The following is a 21665-nucleotide window of genomic DNA, read 5'->3' on the forward strand; positions in this document are numbered from 1 at the left end:
CGGCCTCAGACCGCGACCGTCTCACCGGTGAACGTCCGCCACAGCGCCGCGTACCGCCCGTCCAGGGCCAGCAGTTGGGCGTGGGTGCCGTCCTCGACGACCCGGCCGCCGTCCAGGACCACCACGCGGTCCGCGCGCGCGGCGGTCGTCAGGCGGTGCGCCACCACGAGCGTCGTACGACGCCCGGCCAGCCGGTCGGTGGCCTGGTTGACGAGCGCCTCGGTGGCCAGGTCCAGGGCGGCGGTGGCCTCGTCGAGCAGCAGGATGTCCGGGTCCACCAGCTCGGCGCGGGCCAGGGCGATCAACTGCCGCTGCCCGGCGGAGAGGTTGCGGCCGCGCTCGGCGACCTCGTGGAGATAGCCGTCGGTCAGCGTGGCGATCATCTCGTGCGCCCCGACCGCCCGCGCGGCCGCCTCGACCTCGGCGTCGCTCGCGTCCGGACGACCGTAGGCGATCGCGTCGCGCACGGTGCCCGGGAAGAGGTAGGACTCCTGGGGGACGACGCCCAGGCGGTGCCGGTAGGAGACCGGGTCCAGCTCGCGCAGGTCGTGGCCGTCGACGAGGACGGCGCCGGAGACGGGGTCGTAGAACCGCGCGACCATCTTCACCAGCGTGGACTTGCCCGCGCCCGTCTCGCCCACGAAGGCCACCGTCTGCCCGGCGGGGATCGTCAGCCGTATGCCGGCCAGCGCCTCGCCCTTCTCGCCGCCGTACCGGAAGCGGACGTCGTCGAAGACGACCTCGCCCTTGAGCTCCCGCACCTCGCGCGGCCGCTCGGCCACCGGCGTCGTCGTCGGCTCGCGCAGCAGCCCCTGCACCCGGCCCAGCGACACCGTCGCCTGCTGGTAGCCGTCGAAGACCTGGGAGAGCTGCTGGACGGGCGCGAAGAACAGGTCGATGTAGAGCAGGTACGCCACCAGGGCGCCCGTCGTCAGCGTCCCGTCGCCCACCCGGCCCGCGCCCACGATCAGCACGGCCGCCGCCGCGACGGACGACAGCAACTGCACGAACGGGAAGTACACCGATATCAGCCACTGGCCGCGCACCCGCGCCTGCCGGTACTCGGCGCTGCGCTCGGCGAACCGCCGGGCGCCGGACTCCTCGCGGCGGAACGCCTGCACGACGCGCAGCCCGGCGACGCTCTCCTGCAGGTCGGCGTTGACGGAACCGACGCGCTCACGGGCCAGCTCGTACGCCTTGACGCTCTGCCGGCGGAAGAAGACCGTGCCGACGACCAGCGGCGGCAGCGTGGCGAAGACGACCAGGGCCAGCTGGACGTCGATGACGACGAGCGCGACGAGGATGCCGAAGAAGGTCAGGACGGAGACGACGGCGGTGACCAGACCGGTCTGGAGGAACGACGACAGGGCGTCGACGTCCGTCGTCATCCGCGTCATGATCTTGCCGGTGAGCTCGCGCTCGTAGTAGTCGAGCCCGAGCCGCTGGAGCTGGGCGAAGATCTTCACGCGCAGGGCGTAGAGGACGCGCTCGCCCGTGCGCCCCGTCATCCGGGTCTCGCCGACCTGCGCCGCCCACTGCCCGAGGACGACGAGCAGCGCGAGCCCCGAGGCCGCCCAGACGGCGCCGAGCGCCAGGCGCTGGACGCCCTGGTCGATGCCGTGCCGGATCAGGACGGGCAGCAGCAGGCCCGCGAGCGCGTCGACGGCCACCAGCAGCAGGCTCACCGCCAGCGGCCCGCCGAAGCCGCGCAGCAGCTGCCGCAGGCCGTACGACTCCTCGACCCGGGCGGCGTGCTCCTCGTCGACGTCCGGGGTGTCGGTGGCCGGGGGCAGCGCCGCCACCCGGGCGAGCAGCTCCGGCGTCGCGGGCATCCCGGCGAGCGCGCCGTGCTCCCGCGCGGGGTCGTCGGCGGCCTTGCGGACCCACAGGTGCGGGGTGACGCCGTCGACGGCACGGCGCTGCCCGTCCAGGGCCGTGACGGGCTCGGCGAGCCCGGTGGCGAGGGCCTCGCCACCGAAGGCGGGCACGGCGCCCGCCGGGTCGTGCGGGACGCCCGCCAGCTCGTCGGGGTCCGTCAGCAGCTCGCGGTAGCGCGCGCAGCGCGCCTGCAGCTCCTCGGCCGTGCCCACGTCGACGAGGCGGCCGCCGTCCAGGACCGCGATGCGGTCGGCCAGGGCGAGGGTCGAGGCCCGGTGGGCGATCAGCAGGGTCGTACGGCCCGCCATGACGCCGCGCAGCGCCTCGTGGATCTCGTGCTCCACCCGGGCGTCGACCGCCGAGGTGGCGTCGTCCAGGAGCAGCAGCCGGGGGTCGGTGAGGATGGCGCGGGCCAGCGCGACGCGCTGGCGCTGGCCGCCGGAGAGGGTGAGGCCCTGCTCGCCGACCTTGGTGGCGTAGCCGTCGGGCAGCGCGGAGATGAAGCCGTCCGCCTGGGCGGCCCGGGCGGCGGTCCGGACCTGCTCGTCCGTGGCGTCGGGCACGCCGTAGGCGATGTTGTCGCGGATGCTGTCGGAGAACAGGAAGCTGTCCTCCGGTACGAGCCCGATGGCGGCGCGCAGCGAGGACAGCGTCAGCTCGCGGACGTCCTGCCCGCCGACGCGCACGGCGCCGCCGGTGACGTCGTAGAAGCGCGGCAGGAGCAGCGCGAGGGTGGACTTGCCGCTGCCGGAGGCGCCGACGACGGCGACGGTCTCGCCGGGCTCGACGCGCAGGGTGACGCCGTCGAGGACCGGGCGGCGGGGGTCGTAGCCGAAGGTGACGTCGTCGAACTCGACGGTGGCGGGGGCGTCCGCGGGCAGTTCGCGGGCGTCGGGGCGCTCCTGGACCGCCGGCTCGGTGTCGATGAGCTCCAGGACGCGCTCCACGCCGGCGCGGGCCTGCTGGCCCACCGTGAGGACCATGGTGAGCATCCGCACGGGGCCCACCAGCTGGGCGAGGTAGGTGGAGAACGCCACGAAGGTGCCGAGGGTGACCTGGCCGCGGGTGGCCATCCAGCCGCCGAGGGCGAGCATGGCGACCTGGCCGAGGGCGGGCACGGCCTGCAGGGCCGGGGAGTAGCGGGAGTTCAGCCGGACGGCGCGCATCCGCCCGGCGAAGAGCCGGTGGCCGACCTCGCGGAGCTTGCGGGCCTCCTGGGCCTCCTGACCGAAGCCCTTGACGACGCGTACGCCCGTGACGGCGCCGTCCACGACGCCGGCGACGGCGGCGGCCTGGCCCTGGGCGTACCAGGTGGCGGGGAAGACCTTGGCGCGGCTGCGCCGGGCGATGTACCAGAGGGCGGGGGCGACGGCGAGCGCGACGACGGTCAGCAGCGGGGAGAGGGCGACCATCACGACGAGCGAGATGACGAAGAGGAGGATGTTGCCGATCATCATCGGCAGCATGAACAGCAGGCTCTGGACGAGCTGGAGGTCGCTGGTGGCCCGGCCGACTACCTGGCCGGTGGAGAGCTCGTCCTGCCGTTTGCCGTCGAGGCGGGCGATCGCCGCGTGCATCTCGGTCCGCAGGTCGTGCTGGACGTCGAGGGCGAGGCGTCCGCCGTAGTAGCGGCGGACGTAGGTGAGGCCGTAGACCACCACCGCGGCGACGACCAGCAGGGTCGCCCAGGGGGCGAGGGGGCGCTGATGGCTGCCTATGACGTCGTCGATGATGAGCTTGGGTATGAGGGGGACGAGCGCCATGACGGCCATCCCGGCGAGGGAGGAACCGAGCGCCAGCAGCACCGCTCCGCGGTAGCGCCAGCAGTATCCCGTGAGCCGCCTGGCCCAGCCCTGTCCGGTCGTGTCCGTCGCGGCCACCCGAGACCTCCGCTGTCTCCCGCTCCCTGTTCTGACGGAAGGCCCCAACGCTCTGGGCTGCGGATTTCATCCCGCCGCAACAAAATTCCGGGCTCGCACGCCCGTCGCGCGCCCGTCACATGCCCGGAACGAACTGCAGCAGCAGATCGATGAGCTTGATGCCGAGGAACGGGGCGACGAGCCCGCCGAGGCCGTAGACGCCGAGGTTGCGCCGGAGGAGCGCGTGGGCGGACGAGGGGGCGTAGCGGACGCCGCGCAGGGCGAGCGGGATGAGGGCGACGATGACGAGCGCGTTGAAGATGATCGCGGAGGCGATGGCGGAGGTCGGGCTGTGGAGGCCCATGACGTTGAGTTTCTCCAGGCCCTCGTAGCCGGCCACGCCGCCGAACATGGCGGGGACGATCGCGAAGTACTTGGCGACGTCGTTGCAGATGGAGAAGGTGGTGAGCGCCCCTCGGGTGATCAGCAGCTGTTTGCCGACCTCGACGATCTCGATGAGCTTGGTGGGGTCGGAGTCCAGGTCGACCATGTTCCCGGCCTCCTTGGCGGCGGAGGTGCCGCTGTTCATGGCCACGCCGACGTCGGCCTGGGCGAGCGCCGGGGCGTCGTTGGTGCCGTCGCCGGTCATGGCGACGAGGTTGCCGCCCGCCTGCTCGGCGCGGATGCGGGCCAGTTTGTCCTCGGGGGTGGCCTCGGCGATGAAGTCGTCGACGCCGGCCTCGGCGGCGATGGCCTTGGCGGTGCGCGGGTTGTCGCCGGTCACCATGACGGTCTTGATGCCCATGGCGCGGAGTTCGGCGAATCTCTTGCCGATTCCGGGTTTGACGACGTCCTTCAAATGAACGGCGCCCAGTACCCGGATGCCGTCCGGGTCCTCGACCGCGACCAGGAGGGGGGTGCCGCCTTCGGCCGCGATGGAGTCGGCGATCCAGTGGGCCTCCTCGGGCACGTGCCCGCCGCGCCGGGCGACCCAGTCGGCGACCGCGCTCCCGGCGCCCTTGCGGATGCGGCAGAAGTCCCCGTCGAAGGAGAAGTCCACCCCGCTCATCCGGGTCTGCGCGGAGAAGGGCACGAACCGGCCGTGGGTGAAGTCGCCGCTGTGGTGCCGGATCCCGTACTGCTCGGCGAGCTCGACGATGGAGCGGCCCTCGGGGGTCTCGTCGGCGAGCGAGGAGAGCTGGGCGGCGTCGGCGAGGAGTTCGTGGGCGATGCCCTTGACGGGGACGAAGGCGGCGGCCCGCCGGTTGCCGTGGGTGATGGTGCCGGTCTTGTCCAGCAGCAGGGTGCTGACGTCGCCCGCCGCCTCGACGGCCCGGCCCGACAGCGCGATGACGTTGCGCTGGACGAGCCGGTCCATGCCGGCGATGCCGATGGCGGAGAGCAGCGCGCCGATGGTCGTGGGGATCAGGGTGACCAGCAGGGCGACGAGGACGGTGATGCTCTGCGGGGCGCCCGCCCAGCTCGCCATGGGCTGGAGCGACACCACCGCCAGGATGAAGATCACGGTGAGCGAGGCGAGCAGGATGTTGAGCGCCAGCTCGTTGGGGGTCTTCTGCCGGCTGGTGCCCTCGACCAGGGCGATCATGCGGTCGAGGAAGGTGTTGCCGGCGCGGGAGGTGATCCTTACGACGATCCGGTCGGAGAGCACCGTGGTGCCGCCGGTGACGCCGGCCCGGTCGCCGCCCGCCTCCCGGATCACCGGCGCGGACTCGCCGGTGATCGCCGACTCGTCCACGGCCGCGACGCCGTCGACGACCTCGCCGTCACCGGGCACGAGCTCGCCGGCCTCGACGACCACGAAGTCGTAGGGCCGCAGTTCGGCGGCCGGGACCCGCTCCTCCTCCCAGTCCCGGCGGTCCATGCTCACCTTCCAGGTGCGCAGCCGCCGGGCCGCGGTGGTGCCCCGGGTGCGCCGCAGCGACTCGGCCTGGGCCTTGCCCCGGCCCTCGGCGACGGCCTCCGCGAGATTGGCGAAGACGACGGTGAGCCAGAGCCAGACGCTGATCAGCCAGGTGAAGACGGACGGGTCGAGGACGGCGGAGAGCGTGGTGAGGACGGAGCCGGTCTCGACGACGAACAGCACGGGGTGCCGGACCATCACCCGGGGGTGGAGCTTGCGGACGGCGTCCGGGAGACAGGCGACGAGCTGCTTGGGGTCGACGAGACCGCCGGCGACGCGGCGGTGGCGGTTCCGGACGGCCTTTTCGGGGGCGCGGTACAGCATCAGCGGAGTGGCCTTCGACGGGTCGGCGAGGTGGAACGATCACCTCACCCAACCGTCCGGGTACACACCGTGGCCGTGCCCTTACGCGCCCTTGTCGCGCCCGGGGCCGGGACTTACGCGGTCTTTACGCCTCGAACGCCGGACGGGCCGACTTTGTCGGCCCGTCCGGCGTTCGAGGACAAGGTCCGAGGCAAGGCCCCGGTGGGTCAGCCGCGGGCGGCGGCGATCTGGCGCGACATGATCGTCGTCAGCTCGTACGCCGCGTGCGACGCCGCGACCGAGGTGATCTCGGCGTGGTCGTAGGCCGGGGCGACCTCCACCAGGTCGGCGGAGACGAGGTTGCAGGAGGACAGCCCGCGGATGATCTCCAGCAGCTCGCGGGAGGTCAGGCCGCCCGCCTCCGGCGTGCCGGTGCCGGGCGCGTGGGCCGGGTCCAGGACGTCGATGTCGATGGAGATGTACAGCGGGCGGTCGCCGACGCGCTGGCGCAGCTGGTCGGCGATCTCGTCGACGCCGCGGCGCATGACGTCCGCCGAGGTGACGATGCCGAAGCCCATCTTCTCGTCGTCGGTCAGGTCCTTCTTGCCGTACAGCGGGCCGCGCGTACCGACGTGGGAGAGCGCGGAGGTGTCGAGGATGCCCTCCTCGACGGCCCGGCGGAACGGCGTGCCGTGGGTGTACTCGGCGCCGAAGTAGGTGTCCCAGGTGTCCAGGTGGGCGTCGAAGTGGAGCAGGGCGACGGGGCCGTGCTTCTTGGCCACCGAGCGCAGCAGCGGCAGCGCGATGGTGTGGTCGCCGCCGAGGGTCATCATGCGGGCGCCGGTGCCCAGGAGGTCGTCGGCCGCGGCCTCGATGGTCTCGACGGCCTCGTCGATGTTGAACGGGTTCGCGGCGATGTCACCGGCGTCCGCGACCTGCGCGAGGGCGAAGGGCGAGGCGTCCTGGGCCGGGTTGTACGGGCGGAGCAGGCGCGAGGCCTCGCGGATGGCGTTGCCGCCGAAGCGGGCGCCCGGCCGGTAGGAGACGCCGGTGTCGAAGGGCACGCCGACGACGGCGACGTCGGTGGTGCCGACCTCGTCGAGGCGGGGCAGCCGGGCGAAGGTGGCGGGGCCGGCGTAGCGCGGGATGCGGGAGGAGTCGACGGGGCCGCGCGGTTCACGGGGGGCGGGGGTGCTCATGCGGGGGGCCTCTCGGATCACGGACGGGGCGCCGACGGGTCACGTTCGCGTCAACGTCGGAGCGGACGGTCTGGACGTACCCGAGGGTAGGCAGGGAGGCGGATTCCGCACATGTACGGAACTGAAGGTCCGGCCTCTGCATATGGACACGGCGTCCATCGCGCATCCCGGGGGAGAATGAGCCCATGCCGATACCACCCAGCCCCGCCGAACTGATCGATCACCTCGTCCGTACGCGTATCGCGGGGAATGTCGCCACCCCCCGCGAGAACAACCTCGATCACTACCGCAGGCTCGCCCAGGGCGACCGGCACTACTGGTTCGGGCTGGAGTTCGGCGACCGCTGGACGGACGAGCAGGACGTGCTGGCGGTCATGGCGGAGCGCTGCGGCGTCAACGACGACCTCGAGCACCGGATGGGCCAGGACACGATCGACCCCCGGCTGACCGTGGCCGCGCTGGAGCGGATGGCCGCGTTCCTACGGAAGGCGGCGGAGGGGCGGCAGCGGGTGCTGTTCGCCACCGGCCACCCGGGCGGGCTGCTGGACGTCCACCGCACGACGGCGGCCGCGCTGCGGGCGGCGGGCTGCGAGATCGTCGCGATCCCCAGCGGGCTGCGCGCGGACGAGGGCTCGGTGTACCAGGTCGCCGACGTGGCCGTCTTCGAACGCGGGGCGACGCTCTGGCACACCCACTCCCCCGCGCCCATGGCAGCGATCCTCGACGGGCTGCGGCAGGCGGGCCGCCCGCTGCCGGACCTGGTCGTCGCCGACCACGGCTGGGCGGGCTGCGCGGCGGGGCAGGGCATCGACGCGGTGGGCTTCGCGGACTGCAACGACCCGGCGCTGTTCCTCGCCGAGGCGGAGGGCACGCTCCAGGTGGCGGTGCCGCTGGACGACCACGTCGCCGACCCGCGCTTCTACGAGCCGATGACGGCGTACCTGCTGAGCGCGGCGGGGTTGCCGCAGGGCTAGGCGTCGTCCGGCTCGATCAGCGTCGCGATCCCGGCGCAGAGCATCCGTACGCTCCGGAGGAACTTCTCCTCCTGGTCGTAGGCGGCCGCGGCGGCCAGGGTCAGGGGGAAGCGCTCGGGCAGGCCGACGACGTCCTCCTCGGTGACGGGGAGGGCGGGCGGCTCGCTCTGTTCCTGGAGCACATAGCCGGTGACGTGGCTGAGCAGGGTGTCGGCGGCGACGATGAGGTGTTCGTCGGGCACACCGGCGTCGCTCAGGGTGCGCAGCAGCCGCTCCATCAGCGACAGCGCCCCGCCACTGAGCATCTTCGGGCTGTCGGCGAACATGATCGCGCCGCCCGCGTGCCGCCGGATGCTCCGCCGCAGCGTCACGGCCTGGGCCTCGATACCGGCCTGCCAGCCCGCCCCCTCGGGCAGCGCGGCCAGCGCGGCGCTGCCCGCGTCGTAGGCCTGCCGGGCGACCCGGTCGGCCATCAGCTGGAGCAGCGCGCTCTTGCTGGGCACGTGGTAGTAGAGGCTCCCGGCGTGCGCGCCGAGGCGCTCCGCCACCTGTCGCATGGACAACCCGTGGTAGCCGGACTCGGCGAAGACGGCCATGCCCGCGTCGATGATCCGGTCTGCGGTCAGCTTCATGGGGATCACCCTAGCGGCAATTTTCAAACAGTGTTTGAAACTGCCCGTCTCCCCGGCTAATGTCGTGTCCAGCACAAACATTCGGCGTTCGAGGGGGGCTGGTGGCGATGGGCGCGATGCTGTTCAACGTGACCACTGCGGCACTGATGGTTCTGATGCTCAACGGAGGTCTGGCCCTCGTCGGGCAGGACACCGTGGGCCGGCGCCGGATCCCCTGGGCCGCGGTCGCCCTGACCGCGGTCGCGCTCGCCGGAGTCGTGACACAGCTCTGCTGGTCGGGGGCGATGGACGCCTTCGACAGCGACCCGAGCAAGTCGGGCTGGTGGCGCGTGATCACCTCCACCTTCATGCAGAACGGCGGGTTCCTCGGCGGGGCGTGGAACATCGCCACCCTCGCCGTCATCGCCGCCCTCGCGGAGTGGTTCTGGGGCGGGCCCCTGATGGTGGGCCTGTTCGCCGCGGGCATCCTGCTGCCGGAGCACATCGACGCGCTGTTCGGCCAGACCGGCGGCGGCACCGATCCCCGGAACTTCGCGGGGAGCTCGGGAGCGACGTACTTCCTCGCCGCGACCCTGGCCGCCGCCCTCCTGCTGCGCGGCCGTGAGCGCAAGGACGTGCTCCTCGCGATCGCCGCACCCGTGCTCGGCCTGGGCATGTGGCTCGCCCAGTCCAACGGGCACGGCATGGTGACGGTGTACGGCTTCGTCCTCGGCGCCCTCGTCCGGACCCTGGGCAGCCGTCTGATCCACCCCGACCGCGATCTCCGCCGGCCCCCGCGGACGACCATGGCCGAACTGGCCGGGTTCGTGGGCAGGCGGCCGCGGCAGGCCGACTAGTCACGGACGACCAGTCACGGGCCCTGTCACATCACTTGACCACCACTGGGGGAAAACCGCATGTCCGGGAACGCGCACCTTGAAGTGCCGAAGCCCTTCGACACCGCCCGCTGGCAGGCCCGGCTCGACGAGCTCCTGGCCGCCCACCACGTCCCCGGCGCCGCACTGGCCGTCCTCGCCGACGGGGAGATCCACGAGCTGGCGAGCGGCATCCTGCACACCGGGACCGGCGTCGGGACGACCACGGACTCGGTCTTCCAGATCGGCTCGGTCAGCAAGGGCTACACCGCCGCGCTCGCGGTGCTGCTCGCCGACACCGGAAAGCTCGACCTGGACGCGCCCGTCGTGGACGTCCTGCCGGACTTCGCCGTCGCCGACGCGGAGGCGTCCCGTACGGTCACACCGCGCCAGCTGCTCAACCACACCAGCGGCATCGAGGGCGACCACGTCAACGACACGGGCCGCGGCGACGACTGCCTGGCCCGCTATGTCGAAAGCGCGCGGAACGTCGGCATGACCAACCCGCCCGGCGCCACCATGTCGTACTCCAGCACCGGCTACAACGTCCTCGGCCGGATCGTCGAGGTCGTCACCGGCAAGACCTGGGACGAGGCGCTCAAGGAGCTGCTCCTCGACCCGCTCGGGCTCGACCGCACCATGACCCTCCCCGAGGAAGTGCTGCGCTTCCGCGCGGCGATGGGGCACATGGGCGAGCCCGGCGAGGACCCGGTCCCCACCCCGCTGTGGAACATGCTGCCCCGCTCCGCCGGCCCCTACGGCGGGATCAGCGCCACCGCCGCCGACGTGGTGCGGTTCGCCCGGCTGTTCGTCGACGGCGGCACGGCACCGGACGGGACGCGGGTGCTCTCGTCCGCCGCCGTGGAGGCCATGCTGAACCGCGAGGTCGCGATGCCCGACGAGTGGTTCCTCGGCGCCCACTGGGGCCTGGGCTGGGGCCTGTTCGAGTGGGACGGCGCGCGCGGCTTCGGCCATGACGGCAGCACGTTCGGGCAGCTCGCCTACCTGCGCGCCATCCCCGAGAAGGGCCTCGCCGTGGCCCTCCTGACCAACGGCGGCAGCGCCGCGCCCAAGGTCTACGAGACGCTCTGCCGCGAACTGACCGCCGAGCTCGCCGGGATCTCCATGCCGGCGTTCGGGCCGCCCGAGGAGCCCCCGGTGGTGAACACCGCCCCGTTCACCGGCACGTACAAGCGCGAGGGCTTCCTCATGACCATCGCCGACCGCCCCTTTGGCGAAGACCCCTCCGGCGAGGGCGTCCTCCGGCTGACGTACGAGGGCGCCGACGGCCTGGCGGGCACCTTCGACCCCCTCGTCTGGAACCTGACCCCGGTCTCGGACACCCCGTCGAGGACGGTCTTCGCCGGCCGCCGCAACGAGAAGGACGGCTGGATCCCGGTGGTCTTCTACGCGCTGGCCGACGGCAGCCGCTACGTCCACTTCGGCGTGCGCGCCACGGCGAAGTCCACGGCCTGACGGCGGGCCGCCCGGACTAGGTCCGGGGCCGGGGCCCGCCGTTCCAGCCGCGGACGACCAGCCAGGAGCCGCCGTAGAGCACGGCGGCCTCCGTGGCCCGCAGGGCGAGCCCCGCCATCAGCCGGTACGCGCCGGTGCGGTCGACGATGTGGGTGTGCCAGACGAACAGCAGCACCACGCCGGCGCCGATGACGAGGACACCCGTGGTTATCAAGAGCGCCCGTACGACACTGGGCATGGGTGTGTTCGTGCGCGGCATGGGATCCCCCCGGTGGATCGCTTGCGGATCGGTCTCACGAGGGTAAAGGGCGGGTCATCCGCCTATCGACCGCGCGGGACGCGTATCAGCCCCTCCTGGATCACCGACACCGCCAGCCGCCCGTCCTGGGTGAAGATCCGCCCCCTCGCCAGCCCCCGGCCGCCCTGGGAGGTGGGGCTCTCCTGGTCGTAGAGCAGCCATTCGTCGGCGCGGAAGGGGCGGTGGAACCACATGGCGTGGTCCAGGCTCGCGCCGACGACGTCGCCGATGGCCCAGCCGCCGCGCCCGTGGGCGAGCAGCACCGAGTCCAGGAGCGTCATGTCGGAGACGTACGTGGCCAGGCAGATGTGCAGCAGTGGATCGTCCGCCAGTTTGCCGTTCGTCCGGAACCAAACCTGCGACTTGGGCTCGCGCGGCTCGCCCACGCGGGCGAACGTCGGCTCCTCCGCGTAGCGCAGGTCGACCGCCCCGCGCGCCTCCAGGATGCGCTCGACGACGTCCTGGCCGCCCAGGTGATGGGCATAGTGCGGCAGCATCTCGGCGGCCGTGGGGAGGGTCAGCGGGTCCGGCGCCGACGGCATCGGCTCCTGGTGCTCCAGCCCCTCCTCGTGCGTCTGGAAGGACGCGGAGAGGTGGAAGATCGGCTGCCCGTGCTGGACGGCGACGACGCGGCGGGTCGTGAAGGAGTGGCCGTCGCGGATGCGGTCCACGGTGTAGACGATGGGCACCGCGGGGTCGCCGGGGCGCAGGAAGTAGGAGTGCAGGGAGTGGGCGTGCCGGTCGGCCGGGACGGTACGTCCCGCGGCGACCAGCGCCTGCGCGGCGACCTGGCCGCCGAAGACGCGCGGCACGAGGACGGGCCGGGAGGTGGTGCCGCGGAAGATGTCCTCCTCGATCCGCTCGAGGTCGAGCAGGCCGAGGAGTTCGTCGAGGGGGGTGGGGGGCTCGGTGGTGAGGGGTTCGTTCATGTGCCGGTGGTCCTTAACGGGTGTCCGTGCTGTCGCGGCGGGCCCTACAGGCCCATCGACTTGGCGATGATCGAGCGCATGACCTCGCTCGTGCCGCCGTAGATGCGGGTGACGCGGGTGTCCGCGTACAGGCGGGCGATGGGGTACTCCATCATGTAGCCGTAACCGCCGTGGAGCTGGAGGCACTTGTCGACGACGACGGCCGCCCGCTCGGTGGTGAAGAGCTTGGCGGAGGCGGCGTCGGCGGCGGTCAGCTCGCCCGCGTCGTGCGCCTCCAGGGCCCGGTCGACGACCGCCTGCATCGCGTCCACCTCGGAACGGCAGTCGGCCAGGACGAACTTGGTGTTCTGGAACGAGGCCACCGACCGCCCGAAGACCGTGCGGTCGCGGACGTACTCCGTGGCGAAGGCGACGGCGGCGGCCGCCTGGGCGTACGCGCCGACGGCGATGCCGAGCCGTTCCTGCGGGAGGTTGTGGGTGAGGTAGCCGAAGGCCGCGCCCTCCTCGCCGAGGAGGTCCGTGACGGGCACCTTGACGTCGGTGAAGGAGAGTTCGGCGGTGTCGGAGACCTTCAGGCCGAGCTTCTCCAGCGTGCGGCCGACGGCGTAGCCCTCCGAGGAGGTGTCCACGACGAGGAGGGAGATGCCGCCGCGCCGGTCCTCGGCGGTGGCCGGGGCCGTACGGGCGCAGACGAGCACCCGGTCGGCCTGGACGCCGCTGGTGATGAAGGTCTTGGCGCCGTTGAGGACGTAGTGGGTGCCGTCCTCGGAGAGCCGGGCCGTGGTGCGCATCCCGGCCAGGTCGGAGCCGGTGCCGGGCTCGGTCATGGCGATGGCGGTCATCAGCTCGCCGGAGACGAAGCCGGGCAGCCAGCGCCGCTTCTGCTCCTCCGTGCCGTACGTCAGGAGGTAGGGCAGGCAGAGGGCGGTGTGGGCGCCGGCGGCACCGAAGCTGACGCCCGCACGCGCGCACTCCTCGGTGACGACGGCCTGGAACTTGAACGAGCGCTGGCCCGCGCCGCCGTACTCCTCGGGGACCTCGATGCCGAAGACGCCGAGCTCGCCGAGCCTCTTGTAGAACGCGCGGGGGACGGCCCCGGCGGCGCGCCACTCGTCGTAGTGCGGCACCACCTCGGCGGCGATGACGTCGCGGATCGTCCGCCGGAAGGCCTCGTGGTCCTCGGTGAAGACAGTGCGTCGCACAGCGGCCTCCCCGCTCGGGCTGTGGCAGCGCTCGCCGGTGGCGGCGCTCGCTGTATAAGCGCTTGCTCAGCGGAAGCTACCGGCCGGTCACCAAGGCTGTCCAGATGTGCTCGTCAGCCCGCCAGGGAGCCGAGCGCGCCGAGCGCCAGGCGGCGCAGCAGCGCGGCCATGGCCGTGCGGGCGGGGAGGGCGCCGGGGCGGCCGAGGTGGGGGGTGGAGTTGAGCAGGCCGAAGACGGCGTGGACGGCGGCCCGGACCTCGACCTCCAGGGTGCCGGGGTGGAGCCGGCGGACGACGTCGACCCACAGCTCCACGTACTGGCGCTGGAGGGAGCGCACCAGCTTGCGGTCGCTGTCGCGGAGCTGGCCGAGCTCCCGGTCGTGGAGGATGATCAGCGCCCGGTCGTCCAGGGCGAAGTCGATGTGACCGTCGATGAGCGAGTCCAGCACCTCGGCCGGGTCCGCGCCCGCCTCCGCGGCCTCGGCGACGCGCCGCCGGCCGCCCGTGAGGAGCCGCCCGCTGATGCCCACCAGCAGCTCGGCGAGCATCGCGTCCTTGCCGGCGAAGTGGCGGTAGAGCCCGGGGCCGCTGATGCCGACCGCCGCCCCTATCTCGTCCACGCCCACGCCGTGGAAGCCGCGCTCGGCGAAGAGCCGGGCGGCCTCCCGCAGGATCTGCTCGCGGCGGGAGAGGGGGGCCGGGGCCTGCCGGGGGGTGCTCACAGCGTCTTTCACGAAGGTAATTCTAGACAGCGGGCGTTAATGGTCGTTAACCTGAAGGCACTGTGTTAACGCTCATTAACCGAGCAAGGGAGCTCGAGTCCATGCAGCAGGCACCGGTGCTGGGGAGCGCCGCCGATCCGGCGTCCGACGCCTGGCGGGCCAACGAGGCCGCTCATCGCGAGCTGACGGCGGAGTTGCGCGGCAGGCTCGCCACCGCGCGGCTGGGCGGCGGCGAGAAGGCCCGCGCGCGGCACACCGCGCGCGGGAAGCTGCTGCCGCGCGACCGCGTCGACGCCCTGCTCGACCCCGGCTCGCCCTTCCTGGAGATCGCCCCGCTGGCCGCCGAGGGGATGTACGGCGGGGCCGCCCCGGCCGCCGGCGTGATCGCGGGCATCGGCCGGGTCTCCGGCCGCGAGACGGTGATCGTCGCCAACGACGCCACGGTCAAGGGCGGCACGTACTACCCGATGACCGTCAAGAAGCATCTGCGCGCCCAGGAGATCGCCCTGGAGAACAGGCTCCCGTGCCTGTACCTGGTCGACTCCGGCGGCGCCTTCCTGCCCATGCAGGACGAGGTCTTCCCCGACCGCGAGCACTTCGGCCGGATCTTCTACAACCAGGCCCGGATGTCCGGCGCCGGCATCCCGCAGATCGCGGCGGTCCTCGGCTCCTGCACGGCCGGCGGCGCCTACGTCCCGGCGATGAGCGACGAAGCCGTGATCGTGCGCGGCCAGGGCACGATCTTCCTGGGCGGCCCGCCGCTGGTGAAGGCCGCGACGGGCGAGGTCGTCACCGCCGAGGAGCTGGGCGGCGGCGAGGTCCACTCGAAGGTGTCGGGCGTCACCGACCACCTCGCCGAGAACGACGAGCACGCCCTGCGCATCGTCCGGACGATCGTCTCGACGCTCCCCGAGCGCGGCGCCCCGCCGTGGCCGGTGGAGCCCGTAGAGGAGCCCAAGGCCGACCCGGCGGGCCTCTACGGCGCGGTCCCGGTGGATTCCCGCACCCCGTACGACGTCCGCGAGGTCATCGCCCGGATCGTCGACGGCTCGCGATTCGCCGAGTTCAAGGCGGAGTTCGGGCAGACGCTGGTGACGGGCTTCGCCCGGATCCACGGCCACCCGGTGGGCATCGTCGCCAACAACGGCATCCTCTTCTCCGAATCCGCCCAGAAGGGCGCCCACTTCATCGAGCTGTGCGACCAGCGCGGCATTCCCCTGCTCTTCCTCCAGAACATCTCCGGCTTCATGGTGGGCCGGCAGTACGAGGCGGGCGGCATCGCCAAGCACGGCGCCAAGATGGTCACGGCCGTCGCCTGCACCCGCGTCCCGAAGCTCACGGTCGTCATAGGCGGCTCGTACGGCGCGGGCAACTACTCCATGTGCGGCCGGGCCTACTCGCCCCGCTTCCTGTGGATGTGGCCCAACGCGAAGATCTCCGTGATGGGCGGCGAGCAGGCGGCGTCCGTGCTCGCCACCGTCAAGCGCGACCAGCTGGAGGCGCGCGGCGAGGAGTGGAGCGCGGAGGACGAGGAGTCCTTCCGGGCGCCGATCCGCGAGCAGTACGACACCCAGGGCAACGCCTACTACGCGACCGCCCGGCTGTGGGACGACGGAGTCATCGACCCCCTGGAGACCCGGCAGGTGCTGGGCCTGGCCCTGACCGCCTGTGCCAACGCCCCGCTTCCCGCCAGGGACGGCGCGGCGCCCGGCTACGGCGTCTTCCGGATGTGAGGCGGAGCATGTTCGAGACAGTCCTTGTCGCCAACCGGGGCGAGATCGCCGTACGCGTCATCCGTACGCTGCGCGCGCTCGGCATCCGGTCCGTCGCCGTCTTCAGCGACGCCGACGCCGAGGCCCGGCACGTCCGCGAGGCCGACACCGCCGTGCGCATCGGCCCCGCGGCCGCCACGGAGAGCTATCTGTCCGTGGAGCGCCTGCTGGACGCCGCCGCCCGCACCGGCGCGCAGGCCGTCCACCCCGGCTACGGCTTCCTCGCGGAGAACGCCGCCTTCGCCCGCGCCTGCGCGGACGCGGGGCTCGTCTTCATCGGCCCGCCCTCCGGGGCGATCGAGCTGATGGGCGACAAGATCCGGGCGAAGGAGACGGTCCGGGCGGCGGGTGTGCCCGTCGTGCCGGGCTCGACGGGCAGCGGCCTGACGGACGCCGAACTGGCCGACGCGGCGCACGAGATCGGGATGCCGGTCCTGCTGAAGCCGTCCGCGGGCGGCGGCGGCAAGGGCATGCGGCTGGTGCGCGACGCGGCGCTGCTCGGCGAGGAGATCGCCGCCGCGCGGCGCGAGGCGCGCGGGTCGTTCGGCGACGACACCCTGCTCGTGGAACGCTGGATCGACCGCCCCCGGCACATCGAGATCCAGGTGCTGGCCGACGGCCACGGCGGCGTCGTCCACCTGGGCGAGCGCGAGTGCTCCCTCCAGCGCCGCCACCAGAAGATCATCGAGGAGGCGCCCAGCGTCCTGCTGGACGAGGCCACGCGCGCCGCGATGGGCGAGGCCGCCGCGCAGGCCGCGCGCTCCTGCGGCTACACCGGCGCGGGGACGGTCGAGTTCATCGTCCCGGGCGGCGATCCGTCCTCGTACTACTTCATGGAGATGAACACCCGCCTCCAGGTCGAGCACCCGGTCACGGAGCTGATCACCGGGCTGGACCTGGTCGAGTGGCAGATCCGGGTCGCGGCCGGCGAGCGGCTGGGCTTCGCCCAGGAGGACGTGACGCTCACGGGGCACGCGGTGGAGGCGCGCGTCTGCGCCGAGACCGCCCGGGTGAGCGGCGACCGCGTCGACTTCCTGCCCTCGGCGGGCACGGTCCTGGCGCTGCGCGAGCCGTCGGGCGAGGGGATCCGGGTGGACTCCGGGCTCGTGGCGGGCGCGGAGGTCGGCACGTCGTACGACCCCATGCTCGCGAAGGTGATCGCCCACGGCCCGGACCGGGCCACGGCGCTGCGCCGCCTGCGGGCCGCCCTCGCGGAGACGGTCGTCCTGGGCGTCGACACGAACGTGGGCTTCCTGCGACGGCTGCTGGCGCACCCTTCCGTCGTCTCGGGCGACCTCGACACGGGCCTGGTCGACCGGGACGCGGCGACGCTCGTTCCGGCGGAGGTGCCGGAGGAGGCGTACGTGGCGGGTGGGCTGCTGCGCCGGCGGGAGCTGTCCCCCACCGGAGCCCCCACCTGGGTGGACCCGTTCTCGGTGCCGAGCGGCTGGCGCCTCGGCGGCGAGGCCGCCTGGACGCCCCATCACTTCCGCGTCCCGGGCCACGCCCCGGTCACGGTCCGCGTGCGCGACACCGCGGCGGGCACGGAGTTCCTGCTGAGCGACACCTCGGCGGCGCGGCACGCCGCCGACGGCATCCAGCAGCCGGGCCCCGTCCCCCGCGGCGCGAAACTGCTGCCCTCCAGGGGATCCGGAGGCCCGCCCCCGGAAGCCGCGCCCCCCCGAAGAGGCGGGATCGGGGAACAGGCCGCTGTCGAGCTCGACGGCCTGACCCACCGCTTCGTCTTCGCCGCCGGCCCGCAGGGCACTTGGCTCGCCCACCAGGGCGACACCTGGCACCTCGTGCCGTACGACCCCGTCCTCGCCGCACTCACCGGCGGCGGCGCCGGGGCCCACGCCGGCACGCTCACCGCCCCCATGCCCGGCACGGTCACCGTCGTCAAGGCCGCCGTGGGCGATGAGGTCGAGGCCGGTCAGAGCCTCCTCGTCGTCGAGGCGATGAAGATGGAGCACGTCATCGCCGCCCCCCACGCCGGCACCGTCACCGAGCTCGACGTGACGCCCGGCAGCACCGTGGCGATGGACCAGGTCCTGGCCGTCGTCACCCCGGTCGCGCCCGTGGAGGAGTCATGATCGACGGACTGCCCATGGCCTTCCCCGACCCCGCCCTCCCCACCCGGGTGCGGATCCACGAGGTGGGCCCCCGCGACGGTCTGCAGAACGAGAAGACGACCGTCCCGACCGAGGTCAAGGCGGAGTTCATCCGCCGGCTGGCCGCCGCCGGCCTGGACACCGTCGAGGCGACGAGCTTCGTCCACCCCAAGTGGGTGCCCCAGCTCGCCGACGCCGAGGAGCTGCTGCCGCTGCTCGACGGCGTCCCCGCCCGGCTCCCCGTGCTCGTGCCCAACCGGCGGGGGCTCGACCGCGCCCTCGCCCTCGGCGCCCGGGAGATCGCCGTCTTCGGCAGCGCCACCGAGTCCTTCGCCCGGGCCAATCTCAACCGCTCCGTCGACGAGTCGCTGGAGATGTTCGCTCCCGTCGTGGCGACGGCCCGGGAGGCGGGGCTGCGGGTGCGCGGCTATCTCTCCATGTGCTTCGGCGACCCCTGGGAGGGGGCCGTCCCCCTGGAGCAGACCGTCCGGGTCAGCCGTCGCCTCCTCGACCTGGGCTGTGACGAGCTGAGCCTCGGCGACACCATCGGCGTCGCCACGCCCGGCCATGTCACGGCGCTGCTCACCGCTCTCCACGAGGCGGGTGTGCCGGTCGACCGGCTCGCCGTGCACTTCCACGACACCTACGGGCAGGCGCTCGCCAACACCCTCGCCGCCCTCCGCCAGGGCGTGACCACGGTCGACGCCTCCGCCGGCGGGCTCGGCGGCTGCCCGTACGCCAAGAGCGCCACCGGAAACCTCGCCACCGAAGACCTCGTGTGGATGCTCGACGGCCTCGGCATCGCCACCGGGGTCGATCTCGGCCGTCTCACCGCCACCAGCGTCTGGATGGCCGGCCACCTGGGCCGACCCAGCCCGTCCCGCACCGTCCGTGCCCTCTCCCACCAGGAGCCCTGAGCCATGTCGCTGGACCACCGCCTCTCCCCCGAGCACGAGGAACTCCGCCGCACCGTGGAGGAGTTCGCCCACGAGGTCGTCGCCCCGAAGATCGGCGACTTCTACGAGCGCCATGAGTTCCCGTACGAGATCGTGCGGGAGATGGGCCGCATGGGCCTGTTCGGGCTGCCGTTCCCCGAGGAGTACGGCGGCATGGGCGGGGACTATCTGGCCCTCGGGCTGGTCCTGGAGGAGCTCGCCCGGGTGGACTCCTCCGTGGCGATCACCCTGGAGGCCGGGGTCTCGCTGGGCGCGATGCCCATCTTCCGCTTCGGCACCGAGGAGCAGAAGCGCGAGTGGCTGCCGAAGCTGTGTTCCGGCGAGATGCTGGGCGCGTTCGGCCTGACGGAGCCCGACGGCGGCTCCGACGCCGGGGCCACCCGCACCACGGCCCGGCTCGACGAGGCGACGAACGAATGGGTGATCAACGGCACCAAGTGCTTCATCACCAACTCCGGCACCGACATCACCGGCCTGGTCACCGTCACCGCCGTCACCGGCCACGCCGAGAACGGCAAGCCGCTGATCTCCTCGATCATCGTGCCGTCCGGCACCCCCGGCTTCACCGTCGCCGCCCCCTACTCCAAGGTCGGCTGGAACGCCTCGGACACCCGGGAGCTGTCCTTCTCCGACGTCCGGGTGCCCGCCGCCAATCTGCTGGGCGAACAGGGCCGCGGCTACGCCCAGTTCCTGCGGATACTGGACGAGGGCCGGATCGCGATCTCCGCGCTGGCCACCGGGCTCGCCCAGGGCTGTGTCGACGAGTCCGTCGGCTACGCCCGGACCCGGGAGGCCTTCGGCTGGCCGATCGGCGCCAACCAGGCCATCCAGTTCAAGATCGCCGACATGGAGATGCGGGCCCACACGGCCCGGATCGCCTGGCGCGACGCCGCGTCCCGGCTGGTCCACGGCGAGCCGTTCAAGAAGGAGGCGGCGCTGGCCAAGCTCTACTCCTCCGAGATCGCGGTCACCAACGCCCGCGAGGCCACCCAGATCCACGGCGGCTACGGCTTTATGAACGAGTACCCCGTGGCCCGGATGTGGCGGGACTCCAAGATCCTGGAGATCGGCGAGGGCACCAGCGAGGTGCAGCGGATGCTCATCGCCCGCGAGCTGGGCCTGCCCGGCGCCTGACGCCCGACCCCGGCGCCCGGCGCCCACCCCTGTCACGCTCCCGCTCCCCGCCCCGCGCCCCCGGCCCGCCTGCGAGAATTCCGTCCATGGCAGAGATCCTCCAGAAGGACGGGACATGGACCTTCGACGGCGACACGATACGCATCGTGCCAGGCCGGGAGCGGGGAGTTCATCCGCTGCGCCAGACCCTGGGTGAGCTCGCCGTTCCGCTGGGCGCGGTGGCGGGCGTCGCCTTCGAGCCGGCCCGCAAGGGCGGGCGGCTCCGGCTGCGGCTGCGCGACGGGTCCGACCCGCTGACCCAGGCCGCCCGCGGCCGACTTCCGGAGGCGGCGGATCCGTATCAGCTCGCGGTCGAGCAGGACCGTACGGGCGTCGCGGAGTACTTCGTGGACGAGGTGCGCCACGCCCTGCTGCTGGAGCGGCTGCCGGACGGCCCTGCGGACCGCTATCTGCTGCCGGGCCCCGCCGTGCCGCTGTCGGTGAGCGCCGGGGACGGCACCGCCTCCTTCGACGGCGAGCGGGTCCGCCTGGAGTGGAACTGGGTCACCGCCGAGGGGAAGAAGTCCGCGGGGACGCGCGTCCTGCCCGTGGCCGACATCGCCACGGTGGAGTGGCAGCCCTCCGCCGGCCTGGAGAACGGCTACCTCCGCTTCACCGTCCCCCAGGTGCCCACGAACGCGCCGCCCAAGCACGACCCGCACGCCGTCGAGCTCTACGGCTTCAAGAAGGACCCGCTGATGGTGCTGGTGGCCGCCGCCGTGACCGCCCGGCTGCCGCACCCCTCCGCCGCCGGAGCCGCGCGGTCCGCCGTCACACCGGCGGGCGCCCCGGCCCTCGGCTTCTCGAAGGCCCCGGAGGGCGCGCCCCCGGCCGGGCCCGCCGCCCCGGAGCAGGGCGACCCCGCCCCCGCCGATCACGACGTCCTGCTGCGCCGGCTGCGCGAGCTGGGTGAGCTGCGTCACGCGGGAATCCTCACGGACGAGGAGTTCGCCGCAGCGAAACAGGCCGTCCTGCGTCGTTTCTAACCTTTTTCCCGCTCCGCACCCTGCACTCCTGCCCGAAATCGGGCAGGATTCTTGCGAAAGACTCGTCTTGCCCTCACTATCGACGGGTGCTCGAACGCCGTATGTCCCATGACGACCTGGTCGACCACCTGGTGCGCAGCACGCCGCTACAGCGCGGCGAGGCCGCCCGGGTGGTGCTGGACGTGCTGGCGTACTTCGACGAGACGGCCGAGGAATTCGTGCGTCGCCGCCACCGTGAGCTCCAGTCCGGCGGACTGAACAACGCGGAGATCTTCGAGCGCATCGCGGGGGAGCTGCCGCACCGCGCGGTGGCACCACCCGAGCTCTCACTGCGGCAACTGCGCCGCATCGTCTACGGCTGAGCCGCCGGGACGACGACGGCCGGGGCCGGTCCGCACAGCCGCCCCGTTCCGTCCTCGC

Annotated in this window: 17 protein-coding genes; 9 read left to right on the top strand and 8 right to left on the bottom strand. The window is 72.8% G+C overall.

The genetic code is table 11. The annotated features are described in order from the left end of the window. Positions 1 to 5: 5 nt before the first annotated feature. The 3 genes from ACX9I7_RS02725 to speB form a co-directional block, all read right to left on the bottom strand. Entirely contained in the window at positions 6 to 3758 is a 3753-nt protein-coding gene (locus ACX9I7_RS02725) for an ABC transporter ATP-binding protein (protein WP_459386376.1), read from the bottom strand. Between the two features lie 115 nt (positions 3759 to 3873). Then, positions 3874 to 5982: a potassium-transporting ATPase subunit KdpB gene (gene kdpB / locus ACX9I7_RS02730; protein WP_387574868.1), complete on the bottom strand. Its 2109-nt coding sequence runs from the start codon at positions 5980 to 5982 to the stop codon at positions 3874 to 3876. A 206-nt stretch (positions 5983 to 6188) separates the two neighbouring features. Next, positions 6189 to 7160: an agmatinase gene (speB, locus tag ACX9I7_RS02735; protein WP_126914246.1), complete on the bottom strand. Its 972-nt coding sequence runs from the start codon at positions 7158 to 7160 to the stop codon at positions 6189 to 6191. Positions 7161 to 7345: 185 nt separating this feature from the next. Between speB and ACX9I7_RS02740 the strand changes: the two genes are divergently transcribed. Next, positions 7346 to 8134 carry a phosphatase gene (locus ACX9I7_RS02740; RefSeq protein ID WP_387574870.1) on the top strand — a complete coding sequence of 263 codons (789 nt, stop codon included), beginning with the start codon at positions 7346 to 7348 and terminating at the stop codon, positions 8132 to 8134. On the opposite strand, the gene ACX9I7_RS02745 is transcribed toward ACX9I7_RS02740, so the two are convergent. Further along, entirely contained in the window at positions 8131 to 8766 is a 636-nt protein-coding gene (locus ACX9I7_RS02745) for a TetR/AcrR family transcriptional regulator (protein WP_459386377.1), read from the bottom strand. The two genes, ACX9I7_RS02740 and ACX9I7_RS02745, sit on opposite strands and share 4 nt — an antisense overlap. 128 nt (positions 8767 to 8894) lie before the next feature. Here ACX9I7_RS02745 and ACX9I7_RS02750 point away from each other — a divergent pair, with 128 nt between their 5' ends. Beyond that, positions 8895 to 9602, top strand: coding sequence for a hypothetical protein (locus tag ACX9I7_RS02750; protein WP_459386378.1), 708 nt, complete (start codon positions 8895 to 8897; stop codon positions 9600 to 9602). A gap of 60 nt (positions 9603 to 9662) precedes the next feature. Beyond that, the gene (locus ACX9I7_RS02755) at positions 9663 to 11096 is read left to right on the top strand and encodes a serine hydrolase domain-containing protein (protein WP_459386379.1); all 1434 of its coding nucleotides are present in this window, start codon (positions 9663 to 9665) and stop codon (positions 11094 to 11096) included. Between the two features lie 16 nt (positions 11097 to 11112). Here ACX9I7_RS02755 and ACX9I7_RS02760 read toward each other — a convergent pair whose 3' ends face one another. The 4 genes from ACX9I7_RS02760 to ACX9I7_RS02775 form a co-directional block, all read right to left on the bottom strand. After that, a complete protein-coding gene (locus ACX9I7_RS02760) occupies positions 11113 to 11334 on the bottom strand; it encodes a hypothetical protein (RefSeq protein ID WP_387574878.1) in 222 nt (73 codons plus the stop codon). Positions 11335 to 11417: 83 nt separating this feature from the next. Then, entirely contained in the window at positions 11418 to 12323 is a 906-nt protein-coding gene (gene tesB, locus ACX9I7_RS02765) for an acyl-CoA thioesterase II (protein WP_387574881.1), read from the bottom strand. Between the two features lie 44 nt (positions 12324 to 12367). Next, the gene (locus ACX9I7_RS02770) at positions 12368 to 13525 is read right to left on the bottom strand and encodes an acyl-CoA dehydrogenase family protein (protein WP_459386380.1); all 1158 of its coding nucleotides are present in this window, start codon (positions 13523 to 13525) and stop codon (positions 12368 to 12370) included. A gap of 113 nt (positions 13526 to 13638) precedes the next feature. Beyond that, the gene (locus tag ACX9I7_RS02775; protein ID WP_387574884.1) at positions 13639 to 14259 is read right to left on the bottom strand and encodes an SACE_7040 family transcriptional regulator; all 621 of its coding nucleotides are present in this window, start codon (positions 14257 to 14259) and stop codon (positions 13639 to 13641) included. 89 nt (positions 14260 to 14348) lie between these two features. On the opposite strand from ACX9I7_RS02775, the gene ACX9I7_RS02780 reads away from it, so the two are divergent. From ACX9I7_RS02780 to ACX9I7_RS02805, 6 genes are all read left to right on the top strand, one after another. Continuing rightward, positions 14349 to 15980, top strand: a complete 1632-nt coding sequence (locus tag ACX9I7_RS02780; protein WP_189452538.1) for a carboxyl transferase domain-containing protein — start codon at positions 14349 to 14351, stop codon at positions 15978 to 15980. Positions 15981 to 15988: 8 nt separating this feature from the next. Continuing rightward, positions 15989 to 18112 (top strand): acetyl/propionyl/methylcrotonyl-CoA carboxylase subunit alpha, encoded by a 2124-nt coding sequence (locus tag ACX9I7_RS02785; protein ID WP_387574886.1) that lies wholly within the window; start codon positions 15989 to 15991, stop codon positions 18110 to 18112. Continuing rightward, positions 18109 to 19047 carry a hydroxymethylglutaryl-CoA lyase gene (locus ACX9I7_RS02790; RefSeq protein WP_189452543.1) on the top strand — a complete coding sequence of 313 codons (939 nt, stop codon included), beginning with the start codon at positions 18109 to 18111 and terminating at the stop codon, positions 19045 to 19047. Before ACX9I7_RS02785 ends, ACX9I7_RS02790 begins: the two co-directional genes overlap by 4 nt. A gap of 9 nt (positions 19048 to 19056) precedes the next feature. After that, a complete protein-coding gene (locus ACX9I7_RS02795; RefSeq protein ID WP_459386394.1) occupies positions 19057 to 20220 on the top strand; it encodes an acyl-CoA dehydrogenase family protein in 1164 nt (387 codons plus the stop codon). A gap of 86 nt (positions 20221 to 20306) precedes the next feature. Then, positions 20307 to 21245, top strand: a complete 939-nt coding sequence (locus ACX9I7_RS02800) for a DUF4429 domain-containing protein (protein ID WP_387574888.1) — start codon at positions 20307 to 20309, stop codon at positions 21243 to 21245. A gap of 86 nt (positions 21246 to 21331) precedes the next feature. Beyond that, positions 21332 to 21607, top strand: a complete 276-nt coding sequence (locus tag ACX9I7_RS02805; RefSeq protein ID WP_189452547.1) for a hypothetical protein — start codon at positions 21332 to 21334, stop codon at positions 21605 to 21607. Positions 21608 to 21665: the final 58 nt, after the last annotated feature.

The sequence above is a fragment of the Streptomyces sp. L500 genome, from assembly GCF_054551825.1.